15 protein-coding genes are annotated in these 15,134 nt (G+C 70.0%); 3 read left to right on the top strand and 12 right to left on the bottom strand.

Annotated features, from left to right (window positions below; genetic code table 11):
* Window positions 1-101 precede the first annotated feature (101 nt).
* Window positions 102-2,858 (bottom strand): DEAD/DEAH box helicase, encoded by a 2,757-nt coding sequence (locus tag SACGLDRAFT_RS11815; protein ID WP_040919912.1) that lies wholly within the window; start codon window positions 2,856-2,858, stop codon window positions 102-104.
* A gap of 118 nt (window positions 2,859-2,976) precedes the next feature.
* Here SACGLDRAFT_RS11815 and SACGLDRAFT_RS11820 point away from each other — a divergent pair, with 118 nt between their 5' ends.
* On the top strand, window positions 2,977-3,351 hold the full coding sequence (locus SACGLDRAFT_RS11820) for an MmcQ/YjbR family DNA-binding protein (RefSeq protein ID WP_005464840.1): 375 nt from the start codon (window positions 2,977-2,979) through the stop codon (window positions 3,349-3,351).
* Here the strand turns inward: SACGLDRAFT_RS11820 and SACGLDRAFT_RS11825 are convergent.
* From SACGLDRAFT_RS11825 to SACGLDRAFT_RS11835, 3 genes are all read right to left on the bottom strand, one after another.
* Window positions 3,340-3,819, bottom strand: a complete 480-nt coding sequence (locus SACGLDRAFT_RS11825; RefSeq protein ID WP_005464842.1) for an SRPBCC family protein — start codon at window positions 3,817-3,819, stop codon at window positions 3,340-3,342. The genes SACGLDRAFT_RS11820 and SACGLDRAFT_RS11825 overlap by 12 nt on opposite strands.
* Window positions 3,816-4,181 carry an ArsR/SmtB family transcription factor gene (locus SACGLDRAFT_RS11830; protein WP_005464844.1) on the bottom strand — a complete coding sequence of 122 codons (366 nt, stop codon included), beginning with the start codon at window positions 4,179-4,181 and terminating at the stop codon, window positions 3,816-3,818. The genes SACGLDRAFT_RS11825 and SACGLDRAFT_RS11830 overlap by 4 nt, the downstream gene beginning before the upstream one ends.
* Window positions 4,182-4,244: 63 nt before the next feature.
* The gene (locus SACGLDRAFT_RS11835; protein WP_005464846.1) at window positions 4,245-5,720 is read right to left on the bottom strand and encodes an MFS transporter; all 1,476 of its coding nucleotides are present in this window, start codon (window positions 5,718-5,720) and stop codon (window positions 4,245-4,247) included.
* Between the two features lie 99 nt (window positions 5,721-5,819).
* Here SACGLDRAFT_RS11835 and SACGLDRAFT_RS11840 point away from each other — a divergent pair, with 99 nt between their 5' ends.
* Window positions 5,820-6,746 (top strand): LysR family transcriptional regulator, encoded by a 927-nt coding sequence (locus SACGLDRAFT_RS11840; RefSeq protein ID WP_198283500.1) that lies wholly within the window; start codon window positions 5,820-5,822, stop codon window positions 6,744-6,746.
* Between the two features lie 9 nt (window positions 6,747-6,755).
* On the opposite strand, the gene SACGLDRAFT_RS11845 is transcribed toward SACGLDRAFT_RS11840, so the two are convergent.
* The 7 genes from SACGLDRAFT_RS11845 to pafA form a co-directional block, all read right to left on the bottom strand.
* Window positions 6,756-7,658 (bottom strand): diacylglycerol/lipid kinase family protein, encoded by a 903-nt coding sequence (locus SACGLDRAFT_RS11845; protein WP_005464850.1) that lies wholly within the window; start codon window positions 7,656-7,658, stop codon window positions 6,756-6,758.
* A 3-nt stretch (window positions 7,659-7,661) separates the two neighbouring features.
* Window positions 7,662-8,609, bottom strand: a complete 948-nt coding sequence (gene tatC / locus SACGLDRAFT_RS11850; RefSeq protein ID WP_005464851.1) for a twin-arginine translocase subunit TatC — start codon at window positions 8,607-8,609, stop codon at window positions 7,662-7,664.
* A gap of 73 nt (window positions 8,610-8,682) precedes the next feature.
* The gene (gene tatA / locus SACGLDRAFT_RS11855) at window positions 8,683-9,045 is read right to left on the bottom strand and encodes a Sec-independent protein translocase subunit TatA (protein ID WP_005464852.1); all 363 of its coding nucleotides are present in this window, start codon (window positions 9,043-9,045) and stop codon (window positions 8,683-8,685) included.
* Window positions 9,046-9,101: 56 nt separating this feature from the next.
* Complete coding sequence (locus SACGLDRAFT_RS11860; protein WP_005464853.1) at window positions 9,102-9,302, bottom strand: bacteriophage holin; 201 nt, start codon at window positions 9,300-9,302, stop codon at window positions 9,102-9,104.
* A gap of 9 nt (window positions 9,303-9,311) precedes the next feature.
* On the bottom strand, window positions 9,312-10,292 hold the full coding sequence (locus SACGLDRAFT_RS11865; protein WP_005464854.1) for a helix-turn-helix transcriptional regulator: 981 nt from the start codon (window positions 10,290-10,292) through the stop codon (window positions 9,312-9,314).
* Entirely contained in the window at window positions 10,289-11,275 is a 987-nt protein-coding gene (locus SACGLDRAFT_RS11870; RefSeq protein WP_005464855.1) for a helix-turn-helix transcriptional regulator, read from the bottom strand. The genes SACGLDRAFT_RS11865 and SACGLDRAFT_RS11870 overlap by 4 nt, the downstream gene beginning before the upstream one ends.
* A gap of 74 nt (window positions 11,276-11,349) precedes the next feature.
* Window positions 11,350-12,708: a Pup--protein ligase gene (gene pafA / locus SACGLDRAFT_RS11875; protein WP_005464857.1), complete on the bottom strand. Its 1,359-nt coding sequence runs from the start codon at window positions 12,706-12,708 to the stop codon at window positions 11,350-11,352.
* Between the two features lie 37 nt (window positions 12,709-12,745).
* Between pafA and SACGLDRAFT_RS11880 the strand changes: the two genes are divergently transcribed.
* Window positions 12,746-14,368 carry a bifunctional phosphatase PAP2/diacylglycerol kinase family protein gene (locus SACGLDRAFT_RS11880; protein ID WP_005464859.1) on the top strand — a complete coding sequence of 541 codons (1,623 nt, stop codon included), beginning with the start codon at window positions 12,746-12,748 and terminating at the stop codon, window positions 14,366-14,368.
* Here the strand turns inward: SACGLDRAFT_RS11880 and SACGLDRAFT_RS11885 are convergent.
* Window positions 14,295-15,131, bottom strand: coding sequence for an MOSC domain-containing protein (locus SACGLDRAFT_RS11885; RefSeq protein ID WP_005464861.1), 837 nt, complete (start codon window positions 15,129-15,131; stop codon window positions 14,295-14,297). The two genes, SACGLDRAFT_RS11880 and SACGLDRAFT_RS11885, sit on opposite strands and share 74 nt — an antisense overlap.
* Between the last annotated feature and the right edge of the window lie 3 nt (window positions 15,132-15,134).

Consider the following 15,134-nt stretch of genomic DNA (forward strand, 5'->3'; position numbering starts at 1 on the left):
GCCCTGATGTCGCACTTCACGGCAGTCACCGCCCACACGGCCGCCGCTTGCCGAATCCAACCACATCGGCCGAGGCGTCGGCACGTCCGCCCGGTGCTTTCTCAGACTTCTCCGGCGGCGACCACGCCGCGGCGGAGCAGGCGGGACGCCTTGCCCGCCGCGCCCCCCACGGGATGCTCCTTGCCGAGCACGTCCTTGATCTGGTCGAGCAGGTCGACCACCTGCCGCGACCAGCGCACGAAGTCGCCCGCCGACAGCTCCTGGCCGTTCATCTCGGCGGTGGTCAACACCTTCTCCAGGCTCTCGCCCCGCGCCCACCGGTAGACCGGCCAGGCGAATCCGGCGTCCGGTTCCCGAGTGCGGTCGAGTCGGTGCCTGCGTTCGTCCTCGACGAGGTCCGTCCACACCCGCACGGTCTCCTGCCATGCCGTGGACACCGGCCCCGAGGGCAGCTTCGACTCGGCCGGGGAGTCCCGCCGCGCCTCGTAGACCAATGTGGAGACCACCGCGGCCAGCTCCGCCGGGGCGAGTCCGTGCCACAACCGCTGCCGAATGCACTCGGCGGCCAGCAGGTCGGACTCACTGTACAAGCGCGACAGCAGCCGCCCGTGTTCGGTGACGGTGTCGCCGTCGGCGTCGAGGTAGCCGCGCTCGGACAGCAACCGGCGAATGCGGTCGAACGCGCGCGCCAGCGAGTGGGTCGTGGCCGCGACCTTGCGCTTGAGCTGCTCGGTCTCGGCCTCCAGCCGGAGGTAGCGCTCCACCCACCGCAGGTTGGCCTCCCGGTCGGCCATCCCGTGCACCGGGTGAGCACGCAGTTCACGACGAAGCTCCCCCAGCTCCGCGTCGGAGTGGGCGTCGGAACGCCACTTCCGGCGCCGGGGCGGACGCAGGCCCAGATTACGCAGTGACGAGGCGATGTCACGACGCGTCTTGGGGGAACGCAGCTCGACGTGCTTGGGCAACCGCAACCTGCCGAGTGGTTCCACCGGGGCCGGGAAGTCGGACAGCGACAGCGCGCCGGACCACCGGTCCTCGGTGACCACGACGGGCCTCGGTTCGTCGAACTGGTCCACTCCGGGGTCGACCACCACGGCCAGGCCCGCGCGCCGCCCCTGGGGGACGGCGATGACGTCACCCTTACGGAGCTTCTCCAGCGACTGGGCGGTCTGCGCACGCCGGGCGGCGGTGTTCTGCCGTGCCAGCACCTTCTCCCGGTCGGACACTCGCTTGCGCAGGGCCAGGTACGACCTCAGCTCGTCGAAGTCACCGGTGAGCGCGTCGGCGTACCCGCGGAGCGCCTCGGTGTTGCGCTCGATGCGGCGGGACAGGCCCACCACCGATCGGTCGGCTTGGAACTGTGCGAACGACTGCTCCAGAAGCTCCCGCGCCTTGGCCGCCCCGAACCGACCCACCAGGTTCACGGCCATGTTGTAGCCGGGGCGGAACGACGACCTCAACGGATACGTCCGGGTAGAGGCCAGCCCCGCGACCTGCCTCGGGTCGACTCCGGGCTGCCACACCACCACGGCGTGCCCCTCGACGTCGATCCCCCGCCTTCCGGCCCGACCGGTGAGCTGCGTGTACTCACCGGGGGTGAGGTCCACGTGCGCCTCGCCGTTGTACTTGACGAGCCGTTCGAGCACGACGGTGCGAGCGGGCATGTTGATGCCCAACGCGAGCGTCTCGGTGGCGAACACGACCTTGACGAGACCGCGGACGAACAGCTCCTCCACGGTCTCCTTGAAGGCGGGCAACAGCCCGGCGTGGTGGGCGGCGATTCCCTGTTCCAGGGCTTCCCGCCATTCCCAGTAACCGAGCACGGCGAGATCGTTCTGCGGCAGGTCGGCGGTGCGCTCGTCGACGATGCGGCGGACCTCCTCGGCCTCCTCGGGAGTGTTCAGCCTCAGTCCGGAACGCACGCACTGGGTGACGGCGGCGTCACAGCCCGCGCGAGAGAAGATGAACACGATCGCGGGCAGCAGGCCGGCCGAGTCGAGACGATCGACGATCTCGACGCGGGACGGTGGACGGTAACGCGGTCCCCGGTAGGGCGCTCCGCGTCGGCCGCGGCCCCGAAGCCCGGCGGGCGCATGCATCCGCGCGGTGTCCTCGACCCGGCGCAGCAGTTGGGGGTTCAGCCTGGCCTCACCGGTGTCCGCGTGCCTCCCGGCGAACAGGTCGAGCATGCGACCGCCGACGAGCATGTGCTGCCACAACGGCACGGGGCGGTGTTCGTCGACCACGACGCTGGTGTCGCCGCGCACTTCCATCAGCCACTCACCGAATTCCTCGGCGTTGCTGACCGTGGCCGAGAGGCCGACCACGCGCACGTAGGAGGGCAGGTGCAGGATGACCTCTTCCCACACCGCGCCCCGGAACCGGTCGGCGAGGTAGTGCACCTCGTCCATGACGACGTAGCCGAGGTCGTCGAGCGCGGTGGACCCCGCGTACAGCATGTTGCGCAGCACCTCGGTGGTCATCACCACGATCTGCGCGCCGCCGTTGACGGACGTGTCGCCGGTGAGGAGACCGACGGCGTCGGAGCCGTACCGCTCCACCAGGTCGCCGTACTTCTGGTTCGACAGCGCCTTGATGGGGGTGGTGTAGAAGCACTTGCGGCCCTCGGCCAAGGCCAGGTGCACGGCGAACTCGCCGACGACGGTCTTCCCGGCGCCGGTCGGCGCGCACACCAGCACGCCGTGCCCGTCCTCGAGGGCCTCGCAGCCTCGGATCTGGAAGTCGTCGAAGTCGAACGCCACGTCGGCGGCGAATCGCGCGAGCTGGGGGTACCGTCCGCGACGGCGCGCCGCCGCGTAGGCCTCGGCAGGGCTCAGAGATGAAGTGGAGGAGTCCACGATCGCCAGGGTTTCACACCCCGCCGTGGGCATGCACGGGGTGGGGGCCCCAACACTCGGGAGGCCACGGTGTTCGGTCGAACCCGTCTTGTCGGTGACCGCCGCTACGCTGCGTGGCATGGAAGCCTGGAGCGCGGAACGGGTGCGATCGTTGTGTCTGTCGCTGCCGGGGACCGAGGAACGATTTCCGTTCTCGCCCGAGCTCAGCGTGTTCTTCGTCGAGGACAAGATGTTCGCGCTGTCGGCGTTGGACGACCACCCCCTGTCGGTGAGTCTGAAGTGCGATCCGGAGCACTCGCTGTACCTGCGCGACACCTACCCCGCGATCACCCCCGGCTACCACTTGAACAAGCGTCACTGGAACACGGTGGTGCTGGACGGTTCCGTGCCGGACGACCTCGTGGTCGACCTGGTGCACGAGTCGTACGACCTGGTGGTGGCGGGGTTGCCGAAGTATCGGCGCGAACGGCTGGCCGCCGGCTCAGGCCAGTAGCGCGTCGAGTTTCTCGTAGCCCTCGACGATGCCGACCTCCATGCCGCTGGCCGGCATCGCGTCGCGGGACTCCAGTGTGTCCACGATCGACAAGCTGGTGACGCGGGTCCGCCCGCGACCGAGGTCGTCGAAGGTGCCGATCTCCAGGCTCACCGCGTCGGGCATGCCGACGTAGCCGAAGGTCTGCACGATCCGTGACGGCGGGCGCACCTCGTGGAAGGAACCGTAGAACTCCGCGATCTCCCGCCCGTCCCGCACCGCGGTGTAGCGGTAGCTTCCGCCGGTGCGGGCGTCCCAGGTGTCGAGGTGCATCTCCAGCTCCTTCGGGCCGAGCCAGCGAGCCACCAGCTCCGGCTCCGTCCAGGCCCGGAAGACCTCGTCCCGCGGGGCGTCGAATTCCCGCACGATGCGCACCGACGGCAGGTCGGGAACGGCTTCGATCAGGGTGTCTCGGGTCTTGGTCGTCATGATGCCTCCTGCTGGGCGGCTCCGGAAGTTCCGGCGCCGGTGTCGATGAGGTCCTCCGGCACCGCGTCGAGGCGACGGAACCGCTCCTCGGCGGCGAGCCGGGAACGCTCGATCCACGTGGTCATCAGGTCCAGCCCGGCCGTCTCCAGATGGCACGGCCTGCGCTGGGCCCGTCTGCCGCGGCTGATCAACCCGGCGTCCTCCAGCACGCGCAGGTGCTTGGAGACCGCCTGCAGCGACACGTCGTAGGGCTCGGCCAACTCGGTCGCCGTGGCGTCACCGGTGGCGAGCCGGGCCACGATGTCACGGCGGATCGGGTCCCCGAGGGCGGCGAACATGCGCGACAGCTGATCGTCGGCCACTGAAACTTCTCCCGATTCTCAACCAGTCGGTTGAATACCCACGGGGACCAGCTCGAAACGTGGTCAACCGTTCGGTTGAACACGGGGCCGGACGAGGAACCGCAACAGCACCAGGGCGGCCACGGCCAGCGCCAGGTTCCCCACGAGCGCGGTCGTGAACGCGTTCAGATGCGCTACCGCGACGGACGGTCCGTCGCCCAACGCCGTGGAGAACACCAGTCCCAGGACCGTGACACCCAGTGACATGCCGAGCTGGCTCGCGGTCTCCAGCACGCCTCCGGCGGCACCGGCGGCACGCTCGGGGACCTCCCCCAGGGCCGCACCGAACAGGGGACTCACCCCGAGACCCTGACCGAAACCGACGATCGCCAGCGGTGCCACGAGCTCCCAGCCCGTGGTTTCGGCGCCGTCCAGCCACACCGTCGCCAGCAACACGGCCGTGCCGACGGTGTTGACGCCGTACCCGAGCGTCAGTACGTGGTGGCCCCACCGGACGGACAGCCGGGGACCGATCAGGGACGCCACCGCGAACGTCACCGCCAGCGGAGCGAACACCAGCCCCGCCGTCAGCGGCGAGTAGCCGAGGCCGTCCTGCAACGTCAGCGTCAGCACGAAGAACAACCCGGCGTTGCCCGCGAAGAACACCACCGCGATGCCGTTTCCCGCCGCGAAACCACGCAGTGCCAGCAAGTCGGGGTCCACCAGGGGCGCGCCACCTCGCCTCTTCAGGCGCCGCTCCCACACCACGAACACCGCGAGCAGGGGCAGCGACGACACCAGCGACACCCACGTCCACCACGGCCATCCGGCGTGGTTGCCTTCGACCAACGGCACCGACAGCGCCAGCAGCGCCACGGAGAGCAGTCCGACACCGGTCACGTCGAGCGCACCCCGCACGCGGCTGCAGGTGCGTTCCCCCCTGGGCAGAAAGCGCAGGGCGCCCACGACGGTGGCGACGCCCACGGGCACGTTGACCAGGAAGACCAGGCGCCAACCCAGCCCCCACACGTCCAGGTGCAGAAGCAACCCTCCCACGAGCTGCCCGGCGATCGACGCCAACCCGATGGTGGCGCCGAAGAGCGCGAACGCCGTCGCCCCGGCCCGGCCGTCGAACGCGGTGCGCAGGATCGCCAGCACCTGTGGGTAGAACAACGCGGCACCGCCGCCCTGCACCAACCGAGCGACGATCAACGACGTCGCGTCCGGCGCGAGCCCGGCCGCCAACGAGGCCAGGGTGAACACTCCCACCCCCACCACGAACATGCGCTGGACCCCGTGGAGATCGCCGAGCCTGCCGCCGAGCACGAGCAACAGCCCGTACACGAGCACGTAGCCCCCGACGACGAATTCGATCTGCGCGAAGCTCGCGTTCAGCTCCGCGCGTACCGACGGAACGGCCACGTTCACGATGAACGAGTCCATGATCGCCAGGAACGTCCCCGCCAGCGCGATCCCGAGAATCCACCATCCAGATCCGGTGATGCCCCGGTCGCCCCGCTCCCCCGAAGGGACGGACCGTGGCCCGGTCTCCGTACTCATCGTCGTCTCCTCGTCCTGCCGTTTCGGACACCGGAAACGATCACTCCGGGCCGGAGCCGGAACAACGACGCACTGCGCACCGATCGATAAGCTAGGCTTATGGTTCTTGGTCCGGTGCCCGAGCGGCACGAGATGGACGCGTTCCTCGTCCTGGCCGAGGAACTGCACTTCGGACGCACCGCTGAGCGCCTGCACCTCACTCAGGCACGCGTGAGCCAGACGATCCGCAAGCTCGAACGCCGCATCGGAGCGCCGCTGTTCGAACGCACCAGCCGTCGGGTGGCCCTCACTCCGCTCGGAGAGCGGTTCCGCGACGACCTCGCCCCGCTGCACCGAGAACTCGCGAACGCCTTGGCCAGGGCACAGGCCGCCGCTCGCGGAGTCGACGGCAGCCTGCGCGTCGGGTTCCTCGGTCTGGCAGCCGGCGAACTCACCCCCAAACTGCTGGAGACGTTCGCGCAACGCCACCCGCGCTGCGAAGTCGTGATGCGGGAGACCCACTTCAACGATCCGCTGGGACCACTACGTTCCGGCGAGGTCGACCTGCTGCTCACGCGACTGCCCGTGGAGGAACCGGACCTGACGGTCGGACCGGTCCTGTTGTCCGAGCCGAGGGTGCTGGCCGTGCCGACCCGACACCGGTTCGCCCGGCGCGAACGCGTGTCCCTCGACGAACTGGCCGGTGAGACGACGTTCGGCGTCGCCGGGGCCGCGCCCGACTACTGGTGGGACTTCCACGTGCCACCCACCACGGCCGACGGCAGGCCGATCCGCCGTCGAGAGTCGGTCAGCACCTTCCAGGAACTGCTCGCACTCGTCGCTGCGGGGCGCGGAGTGTCCCCGCTGGCGGCATCCGTGCGGATCTACCACAACCGGCCCGACGTCGTGTTCGTCCCACTGGACGGAGTGCCACCCACCGACGTGGCCGTGGTCTGGCGCACCGCCTCGGCGACCGCCCGCGTGCGCGCGTTCGTTCGGGCCGCGGAAGACACCGTCGCGGCCAACGGCGGTCCCGCCACCCGCTGACCCGAAGGATCAGCCGAGCACCGACAACGCACCCGGCACACACGTCACGGTCACCGGCAGCGCGCCGCAGGGGTCGCCGTCGGCGAACACCGGCCACCCCGGGTCGCCCGCCACGAAGACACGTGAGGCCCGCAGCGTGTGCACGGAAGGGTTGCGCACGTGGGTGCCGGTTCGCAGCCTCGGCAGGATGCGGGCGAGCCGCCACGGGCTCACCGGGCCCACGATCGTCACGTCGAACATCCCGTCGTCGTACGTCGCGGCGGGACAGATGGGAATGCCGCCGCCGTAGAACGCGGTGTTACCCACTGCCACCAGCGTGGCCTGCGTCGTCAGGCGTCCGGTGTCCGTGTCCACCACCACCGGGCGGGGGCGCAACGACACCAGTTCCCGAAGCAGCGCGAGGTCGTAACGGTGCGGGCCGTGGGGCCACCGCAGGCTGTTGGCGCGCGCGTTGACGGCCGCATCGAAGCCCGTGCAGAGCACCGTGCCGAACCAGCGTGGCTCCGCCGGGTCGGTGCCGTCCACGCGCCCGAGGTCCAGTCGACGTCGACGGCCGTGCCGCAGCGCCGAGACCAGGGTGGCCAAGGCGGTACTCGGGTCACGGGGAATTCCGAGCGCGCGAGCGAAGTCGTTGCCGGTTCCGCAGGGAACGAGGCCGAGGGCCACGTCCGTGTCCGCGCAACACTGGACGGCCCGGTGGACGGCCCCGTCACCGCCCAGGACGACGAGTGCGTCCAGCCCCGCCGACCGGCACTCGGCCACGCGCTGCCGGAACCGCTCGAACGACGTCGCCGTGATCAACTCCAGATGATCCGCCTCGGCACGCAGTCGCTCGGCCACCGTGCCCGCGATCCGCGCCGCCGCGCCCCGCCCCGAATCCGGATGCACGGCCAACCCCAGTCGCCACCCCATGCGTCAGGTGATGTCCTCGGTGCGGGGCTTGCCGTCACCGGCGCGCGGTTCGTCGTCGATCGTGCTCGGCGTGTAGTGGAAGGGCGCCGGCTCGTCGTCGGCGAGCTTGTCCCAGTTTTCCTCGCCGCGTCGTCGTGCCTTGCGCTTGTCGTGGATACGGGTGATCTGGAGCGACAGCTCCAGCAGCACGGTCAACGCACCCGCCAGGGCGAGCATGGAGAACGGGTCGGCGGGTGTCACGAAGGCCGCGAAGACGAACGCGATGAAGATCAGGCCCCGGCGCCACTTGCTGAGTTGGGCGTAGCTGACCACGCCCACGCGGTTCAGCATGATCACCAGCAGGGGGACCTCGAAGCTCACCCCGAAGATCACCAGCAGCGACAGGACGAAGGAGACGTACTTGTCACCGGTGAACCAGGTGTCGAACGCGCCGCCACCGAAGTTCACCAGGATCTCCAGGGCGAACGGCACCATCGCGTACGCGAGCACCGCGCCCGTGGCGAACAGCACACTCGCGAACCCGACGAACGTGAGCGCGTACTTGCGTTCCTTCGCGTACAGCCCCGGAGCGACGAAGGCCCAGAGTTGGTAGAACCACACCGGGGCGAACAACACCGCACCGGCCGTCAGCCCCACCTTCAACTGGATCATGAAGGCTTCGAACGGCACGGTCTGCAACAGCCGGCACGGGGGCTCCTTCGGGAACCGGTGCTCGGCGGGAATCGCGCAGTACGGTCCGGTGACGATCTCCCCGAGCGATGGGATGGGTCCCACCCGGTTGGAGAACCAGAGGAACCCGACGACGCCGCCCACACCCAGCGCGATCAGGGCGAAACCCAGACGACGGCGGAACTCGTAGATGTGCTCGATCAGCGTCATGGTGCCGTCGGGGTTGTGCCGACGGCTGCGCTTACGCCGCTTGCTGATGCGGTCGTTCGAGGAATCCGCCACGAACCGTGTCCGTTTCCGTCCCGTGTCGATGAGTCAAGCCGAATGGGCGACGTCTTTGTGCCCGCGGAAGGACTCAGCCCGCGTTCTTCTGCGCCTGCTGAGCGGCCTGCTGCCGCTTCAGCTCGTCGAGCTGACGCTGGAGTTGCTCCACCTGTTCCTCGGTGCTCATCGCCGAGGTGCCCGCCGGCTGGGAGGCGGCCGGCGTGGTGGACTGCGGCAACTGGCGGGTGTCGGGCTCGGCCACTGCGGGCTCGGTCCGCGCGGTGGTCGCCGAGTCGGAGGTCTGGCCGGACTCACGCATGTCCTTGGTCTCGGCCTTGAAGATCTTCATGGACTTGCCGATCGACCTGGCCGCGTCGGGCAAGCGCTTGGCACCGAACAGCAGGACCACGACAAGCACCAGAATGATCAAATGCCACGGCTGCAACGCATTCATCGCCTGGCCTCCTTACTCGCTCAGGGTCGATCGTACTGTGCTGCGGCGATGTCGCGTCAGTGCCGCCGACTCCGCCGGAGCGCGACGCCGACCGCCGCCGATCGAGCCCGCAGCAACCCGACCCGATCACCGGCACGAGCCGACACCATGCTGGCCGTCGCGCGGAACGTGCGCAAGAGCCGGAGCACACGGAACGCGACCAGACCGAAACCGGCCACCGCCGCCACGACGAGGGCGGCACTCACCACGTACCACACGGGCCCACCCTAGCCAGCCGAGGTTGCGGCGAGGTGACGAGCACGTGCCAGCGCCTCGGCCGCCCGCTGTCGTACGGCCCGCGCCACCCACTCGGGTTCCTCGACCGTCACCTGCCCCCGCTGCCGCAGCACCAACCGCACCAACCACGACTCGTCGGCGTAGCGCATGCGCACCCGCAGGCGACCGCCGTCGAGCTCGTCGAGCTCCTCGCACTGGTAGTACTCGGCGACCCACCGGGCGTCCGGTTCGAGCACGAGCTGGGCCTCCGGGTACTCGGGCCGCCGGGGGAAGACGCCCTCGGACAGATCCTTCGGGGTCGCGGTCTCCGGGGGAGCGGCCGGTTCGTCCAGCACCGTCAGCTCGTCGATCCGGTCGAGCCGGAACAGCCGGACGGACTCGGCCTTCCGGCACCACGCCTCCAGGTAGCTGATGCCTTCCACGATCAGCAGCCGCATCGGGTCCACCGTACGTTCGGTGATCGCGTCCTTGGACGCGCTGTAGTAACGCAGCCACAACGCGCGGCGCTTCTGCAGCGCCCGCCGCACCGTCTCGCGGGTCTCCGCCGTGGCCGCCGCCTCCCGGACACCGTTGCCCACCACCACGCCGGACGGACGGGCGTCACCCGACGCGACCTCGATCTTGGCGATGGCCCGGTGCACGCTGTCGGCGTCGACCACCCCGGGAGTCTCGGCCAACGCCCGCAACGCGATCAGCAGCGCGCTCGCCTCCGACCCCGTGAGCCGGAGCGGACGGCGCATGCCCGCGTCATAGGTCACCGACACGGTGTCGCCGTCGAACGACAGGTCGATCAGATCACCGGGGCCGTAGCCGGGCAGACCGCACATCCACAGCAGTTCCAGGTCCTTGCGCAGCTGCCGCGGCGTGACGTCGAAGTCACGGGCCGCCTCCTCGATCCGGATGCCCGGCCGGGCCAGCAGATACGGCACGAGCGCGAGCAGCCTGGGCAGCCGATCCCCCGATCCACTCACCGTGGCACCTCCCGGACGACTCGTTCCCAGCGGTCGGCGACCGCCTTGGCCAACACGTCGGGCTCCAGCACCAGCGCGTCGGGACCGTGGCCCGCGATCCAGTCGGCCGCGCTCTCGGGCGACCAGAGATCCAGCTCCACCACGTCGCCGTCGACGTCGGCGACCGCACGGCGACCCACCACCGTGGCATGGCGCCGGATGCCGGCCGCGCGTCCCTCGGCGAGCCATAACCGCGCCCGCATCACCGGTTGGGGTTCCTCTCGTTCCCCGCCTCCGACACCCGCGACGAACTCCAGCAGGTTCACGTCGGCGGGGCGGGTCACGGCTCCCGCGCGTCCCAGGGTCCGCACTGGACCGGTGATACGGGACAGCCGGAAGCAGCGCGGAGCGTCCCGGTCGCGGTCGTGCCCCACGAGGTACCAGCGCGACCGCCACGACACCACGCCCCACGGCTCCACCGTGCGGGGCCGCCGTTCCGGCGACGTGGAACGCCGGTAGTCGAACCGCACCACCTTGCCCTGCTGCACGGCCGACAGCAGCGGGGCGAACGCGGGCTCGACGTGCACCCTCGGCTCCACGGGGGTGGCCGCGTTCTCATCGACCTCCACGCCGGCCGCCCGGAGCTTCACCAACGCGCCCTGGGCCTGGCCGGTCAGTTCCGGCGAATCCCACAATCGCACGGCGAGCGCGACCGCGGCGGCCTCGTCGGGGGCCAGCTCGATGTCTCCCAGTTCGTAGTCCCGGCGGGCGATGCGGTACCCCTCGACGGGATCGAACGCCGAGTTGCGCCCGGTCTCCAACGGAATCCCCAGCTCGCGCAGCTCCGCCTTGTCACGTTCGAACATGCGCGAGAACGCCTCGTCGCTCGCGGCGTCGGCGTAGCCGGGCACGATGCCACGGATCCGCTCGGACGTCAGGTACTGCCGAGTCGACAACAGAGCGAGCACCAAGTTCACCAAGCGCTCGGCACGGGCTGTGGACACCCGGTAACCCTACCGCCCACCCGGTGGCACCCTTTCGGGCCAGGTCCCTTCGCACACCCGGCCCGGCGAGCCACTCACAACGAGCTGATCAAGCGCTCCACCCGCTCGTCCACCGAACGGAAGGGGTCCTTGCACAGCACCGTGCGCTGCGCCTGGTCGTTCAACTTCAGGTGCACCCAGTCGACGGTGAAGTCACGCCCGGCCTGCTGGGCCGCGGCGATGAAGTCGCCCCGCAGCTTCGCCCGCGTGGTCTGCGGCGGGGTGTCCTTGGCGAGTTCGATCTCGCCGTCGTCGGTGATACGCCGCACCAGCCCCTTGCGCTGCAACAGGTCGAACACGCCTCGCCCGCGCCGGATGTCGTGGTAGGCCAGGTCGAGCTGAGCGATCCTCGGATCGGAGAGCACCAGGTTGTGCTTGCTGCGGTACCGCTCCACCAGTCGATGTTTGATCGCCCAGTCGATCTCGGTGTCGATGCCGGAGAAGTCCTGCTGTTCCACCGCGTCCAGCGCCCGGCCCCACAGGTCGATCACCTGGTGGGTCGCCGGGGTGCCACCGTGGGTCTCCACGTGCTGGACCGCCCTGGCGTAGTACTCGCGCTGGATCTCCAGGGCCGAGGCCTCCCGGCCGCCCGCCAGCCGCACCTGCCGCCTTCCCGTCAGGTCGTGGCTGATCTCCCGGATCGCCCGGATCGGGTTGTCCAGCGTGAAGTCGCGGAACTGCACTCCCTCCTCGATCATCTGGAGCACGAGGTCGACCGAACCGACCTTCAACAGCGTCGTCGGCTCCGCCATGTTGGAATCACCGACGATCACATGCAGCCTGCGGTAGCGCTCCGCGTCGGCGTGCGGCTCGTCGCGGGTGTTGATGATCGGCCTCGACCGCGTCGTCGCGCTCGACACCCCTTCCCAGATGTGCTCGGCACGCTGGGACAGGCAGTACACCGCGCCTCGGGGTGTCTGCAGCACCTTTCCCGCGCCGCAGATGAGCTGCCGGGTCACGAGGAACGGCAGCAGCACATCGGCCACCCTGGAAAACTCACCCGCCCGCGTCACGAGATAGTTCTCGTGACAGCCGTACGAGTTTCCGGCCGAGTCGGTGTTGTTCTTGAAAAGGAAAATGTCGCCGCCGATACCCTCGTCGGCGAGGCGACGTTCGGCGTCGATCAGCAGATCTTCCAGGATCCGCTCACCGGCCTTGTCATGCGTCACCAGCTGAACGAGGTCGTCACACTCGGCGGTGGCGTACTCCGGATGCGATCCCACGTCGAGATACAGCCGGGAGCCGTTGGACAGGAACACGTTCGAGGACCGGCCCCAGGACACGACCCGCCGAAACAGGTACCGCGCCACTTCGTCGGGGGACAACCTGCGTTGCCCGTGGAAGGTGCAGGTCACCCCGAATTCGCTTTCGATCCCAAAGATCCGCCGCTGCATCCTTCAAGGGTAGGCGCTTTTCGCCACGGTACGGTGAATGAAAATCCCGGAGAACCGAGGTGGCCTAATCATCGACACCGTCATCACCTACTTGGCCCGCCGACTGCACCATGTGACCACGATCGACCGCCTCGCCATGCGCTACAGCGCAGCCCTCCCCCACACGCTGTGGGACCCGGCGTTGTCCCGCCTCTCCCGCTCCGCCGACAAGAGCCGCCTGTGGTGGCTCGTCGCCGCGGGACTCGCCACGCGCCGGGGCCCGACCCGCCGTGCGGCGTTCCGGGGCCTGGCGGCTCTCGCGGGTGCCAGTGTCGCCGCCAACCTCGTCGGCAAACCCCTGTTGCCGCGCCGGCGGCCCGCGGCCGAGGCCGTGCCCGAGGCGCGGCGGCTGCACAAGCGTCCGACGTCCTCGTCGTTCCCGTCCGGCCACGCGGCCTCCGCCGCCGCGTTCGTCACCGCCGCCGCCCTCGAATCGCCGCGGCTCGGCATCGCCCTGGCGCCCCTGGGCGCCGCGGTGGCCTACTCGCGTGTGCACACCGGAGTGCACTGGCCGAGCGACATCGGCGCGGGGGCCGTCCTCGGTGCCCTCGTGGCCCTGGCCACCCGTCACTGGTGGCCTCCCCGCCCCGACGACGCCCGAGCCCACACCGCACCCCCCGCCGACGCTCCCGCCCTGCGGGAGGGCGCCCACATCCTCGCCGTGGTGAACCCCCACTCCGGAAACCCCGACGACGACCCGACCACCGAGCTCCGCGAGTTGTGGCCGCGCGCCGTCGTCCTCACCCCCGAATCCGGCGCCGACCTCCACGACCAACTCACCGACGAACTCCGGCGTCGCGCCGACGAGGTGCGCGCGCTCGGTGTCGCCGGTGGGGACGGCACCGCCGCGGCCGTGGCCTCGGTCGCCGCCGACGCCGGTCTCCCCCTGGCGCTCATCCCGGCCGGTACCCTCAACCATTTCGCCCGTGACCTCGGGCTACGCCACTTCACCGACACGGACGCCGCGGTCCGCTCGGGTAACGCCGTCGGCATCGACCTCGGCGAGGTGGAGATCGACAGCGACCACGGCACCACCCGCCGCTGGTTCGTCAACACGGCGAGTCTCGGTGGATATCCGGAGATGGTGCGGCTGCGCGAGACCATCCAACGGCATCACCCGAAGTGGCCCTCGGCCGTCATCGCCATGGTCCGGACCCTCCGGCACGCCCGTCCCCTGCGGGTGCGGTTGAACGGCGAGCACCTGGCGGTGTGGCTGCTGTTCGTCGGCAACGGCACCTACGCGCCGAAAGGTGTCATCCCCTCCCGGCGACCCGCGCTCGACACGGGTCTGCTCGACGTCCGGTACCTGCGAGCCGACCGTCCGTACTCCCGCACCCGTTTCCTGCTCGCCGTCCTCACGAACACGCTGAGCACCAGTCACGTCTACAGCCAACGCGACCTGTCCGAGCTGGACGTCACCCTCCTCGACGGCAACCGCCGAATCGCCACCGACGGCGAGGTGGGTCCGCTCGGCCATCGGTTCCGCTTCCGCTCCCGGCCGAGCGCCCTGGCGGTCTACCGGCCCCGGAAGGCGGTGTCGGACACCCTCACTCCTCCGGAGCAGCCGCCCACCGGGTCACCCGCACCTCGTCGCCGACGGAGAGCTTTCCGGTTCTGGTGACCGCGAACCTGGCCCCGAGCACCACCCCGCCGGGAACCCGGCGGTACTCCGCCAGCGTGCGCAGCGGCTCGGGGCCCCGGCGCTCACCCGTGGCCTGGTCGACCGTGGTCACCACACAACGGATGGCGACCTTGGCGAAGCCGAGTTCGGCCTCGCCGACCTCCACCCGGCGCGCCCGCTCCTCCTCGTGGGGCTCCGACCAGCCTTCGACCACGACGTTGGGACGGAAGCGGTTCATCGGCAGCGCGGGCAGGTCCTTGCCCGCCAGGCGGGTGTTGAGTTCCTCCAGGCTGCGCGTCGACACCACCAGCACGGCGGTGCTGTCGGCGAACCCCGCCGTTCCCGACGTCTCCCCTCCGGTCACCCGATCGTGTTCCGGAGGTACCCGCACCAGCCGGCACGGACGCGCCAGCCACGTCGACAACCACTCGGCGACCCGATCACCCTGGTCGACGCCGCGGTAGGGCTCGCCGTGGATCCACACGTCCGTTCGTGCCCCGGTGTCCTCGCCGGTGTCCACGGCCACGTCGATCGGCTCGATGCCCGGCGCGGCCAGTGTCAACCGACGAGCGTCCTCCCCGAGGGCGGGCCGTATCACCGCGAGACGCGGGTCCCGGCGTTGGCTGAGGAAACGCCCCTCGGAGTCCACCACCATGAAGGTCCGGTCGTGCTCCAGGCCCGCGAGCCCGAGAACGCCCTCACGCAGTTCGACGCCCGCACATCCCTTCACCGGGTAGTGGAACAGGCTCGCGACACGCGCCACCGG

It is taken from the genome of Saccharomonospora glauca K62, from assembly GCF_000243395.2.
Taxonomy (GTDB): Bacteria; Actinomycetota; Actinomycetes; order Mycobacteriales; family Pseudonocardiaceae; genus Saccharomonospora; species Saccharomonospora glauca.

Bases quoted from the DNA above. Each gene is read 5' to 3' on its own strand.
- SACGLDRAFT_RS11820 (WP_005464840.1), top strand. From the start codon at position 2,977: ATGGAAGCCTGGAGCGCGGAACGGGTGCGATCGTTGTGTCTGTCGCTG.
- SACGLDRAFT_RS11825 (WP_005464842.1), bottom strand. From the start codon at position 3,819: ATGACGACCAAGACCCGAGACACCCTGATCGAAGCCGTTCCCGACCTG.
- SACGLDRAFT_RS11835 (WP_005464846.1), bottom strand. From the start codon at position 5,720: ATGAGTACGGAGACCGGGCCACGGTCCGTCCCTTCGGGGGAGCGGGGC.
- SACGLDRAFT_RS11840 (WP_198283500.1), top strand. From the start codon at position 5,820: ATGGTTCTTGGTCCGGTGCCCGAGCGGCACGAGATGGACGCGTTCCTC.
- SACGLDRAFT_RS11845 (WP_005464850.1), bottom strand. From the start codon at position 7,658: ATGGGGTGGCGACTGGGGTTGGCCGTGCATCCGGATTCGGGGCGGGGC.
- tatA (WP_005464852.1), bottom strand. From the start codon at position 9,045: ATGAATGCGTTGCAGCCGTGGCATTTGATCATTCTGGTGCTTGTCGTG.
- pafA (WP_005464857.1), bottom strand. From the start codon at position 12,708: ATGCAGCGGCGGATCTTTGGGATCGAAAGCGAATTCGGGGTGACCTGC.
- SACGLDRAFT_RS11880 (WP_005464859.1), top strand. From the start codon at position 12,746: ATGAAAATCCCGGAGAACCGAGGTGGCCTAATCATCGACACCGTCATC.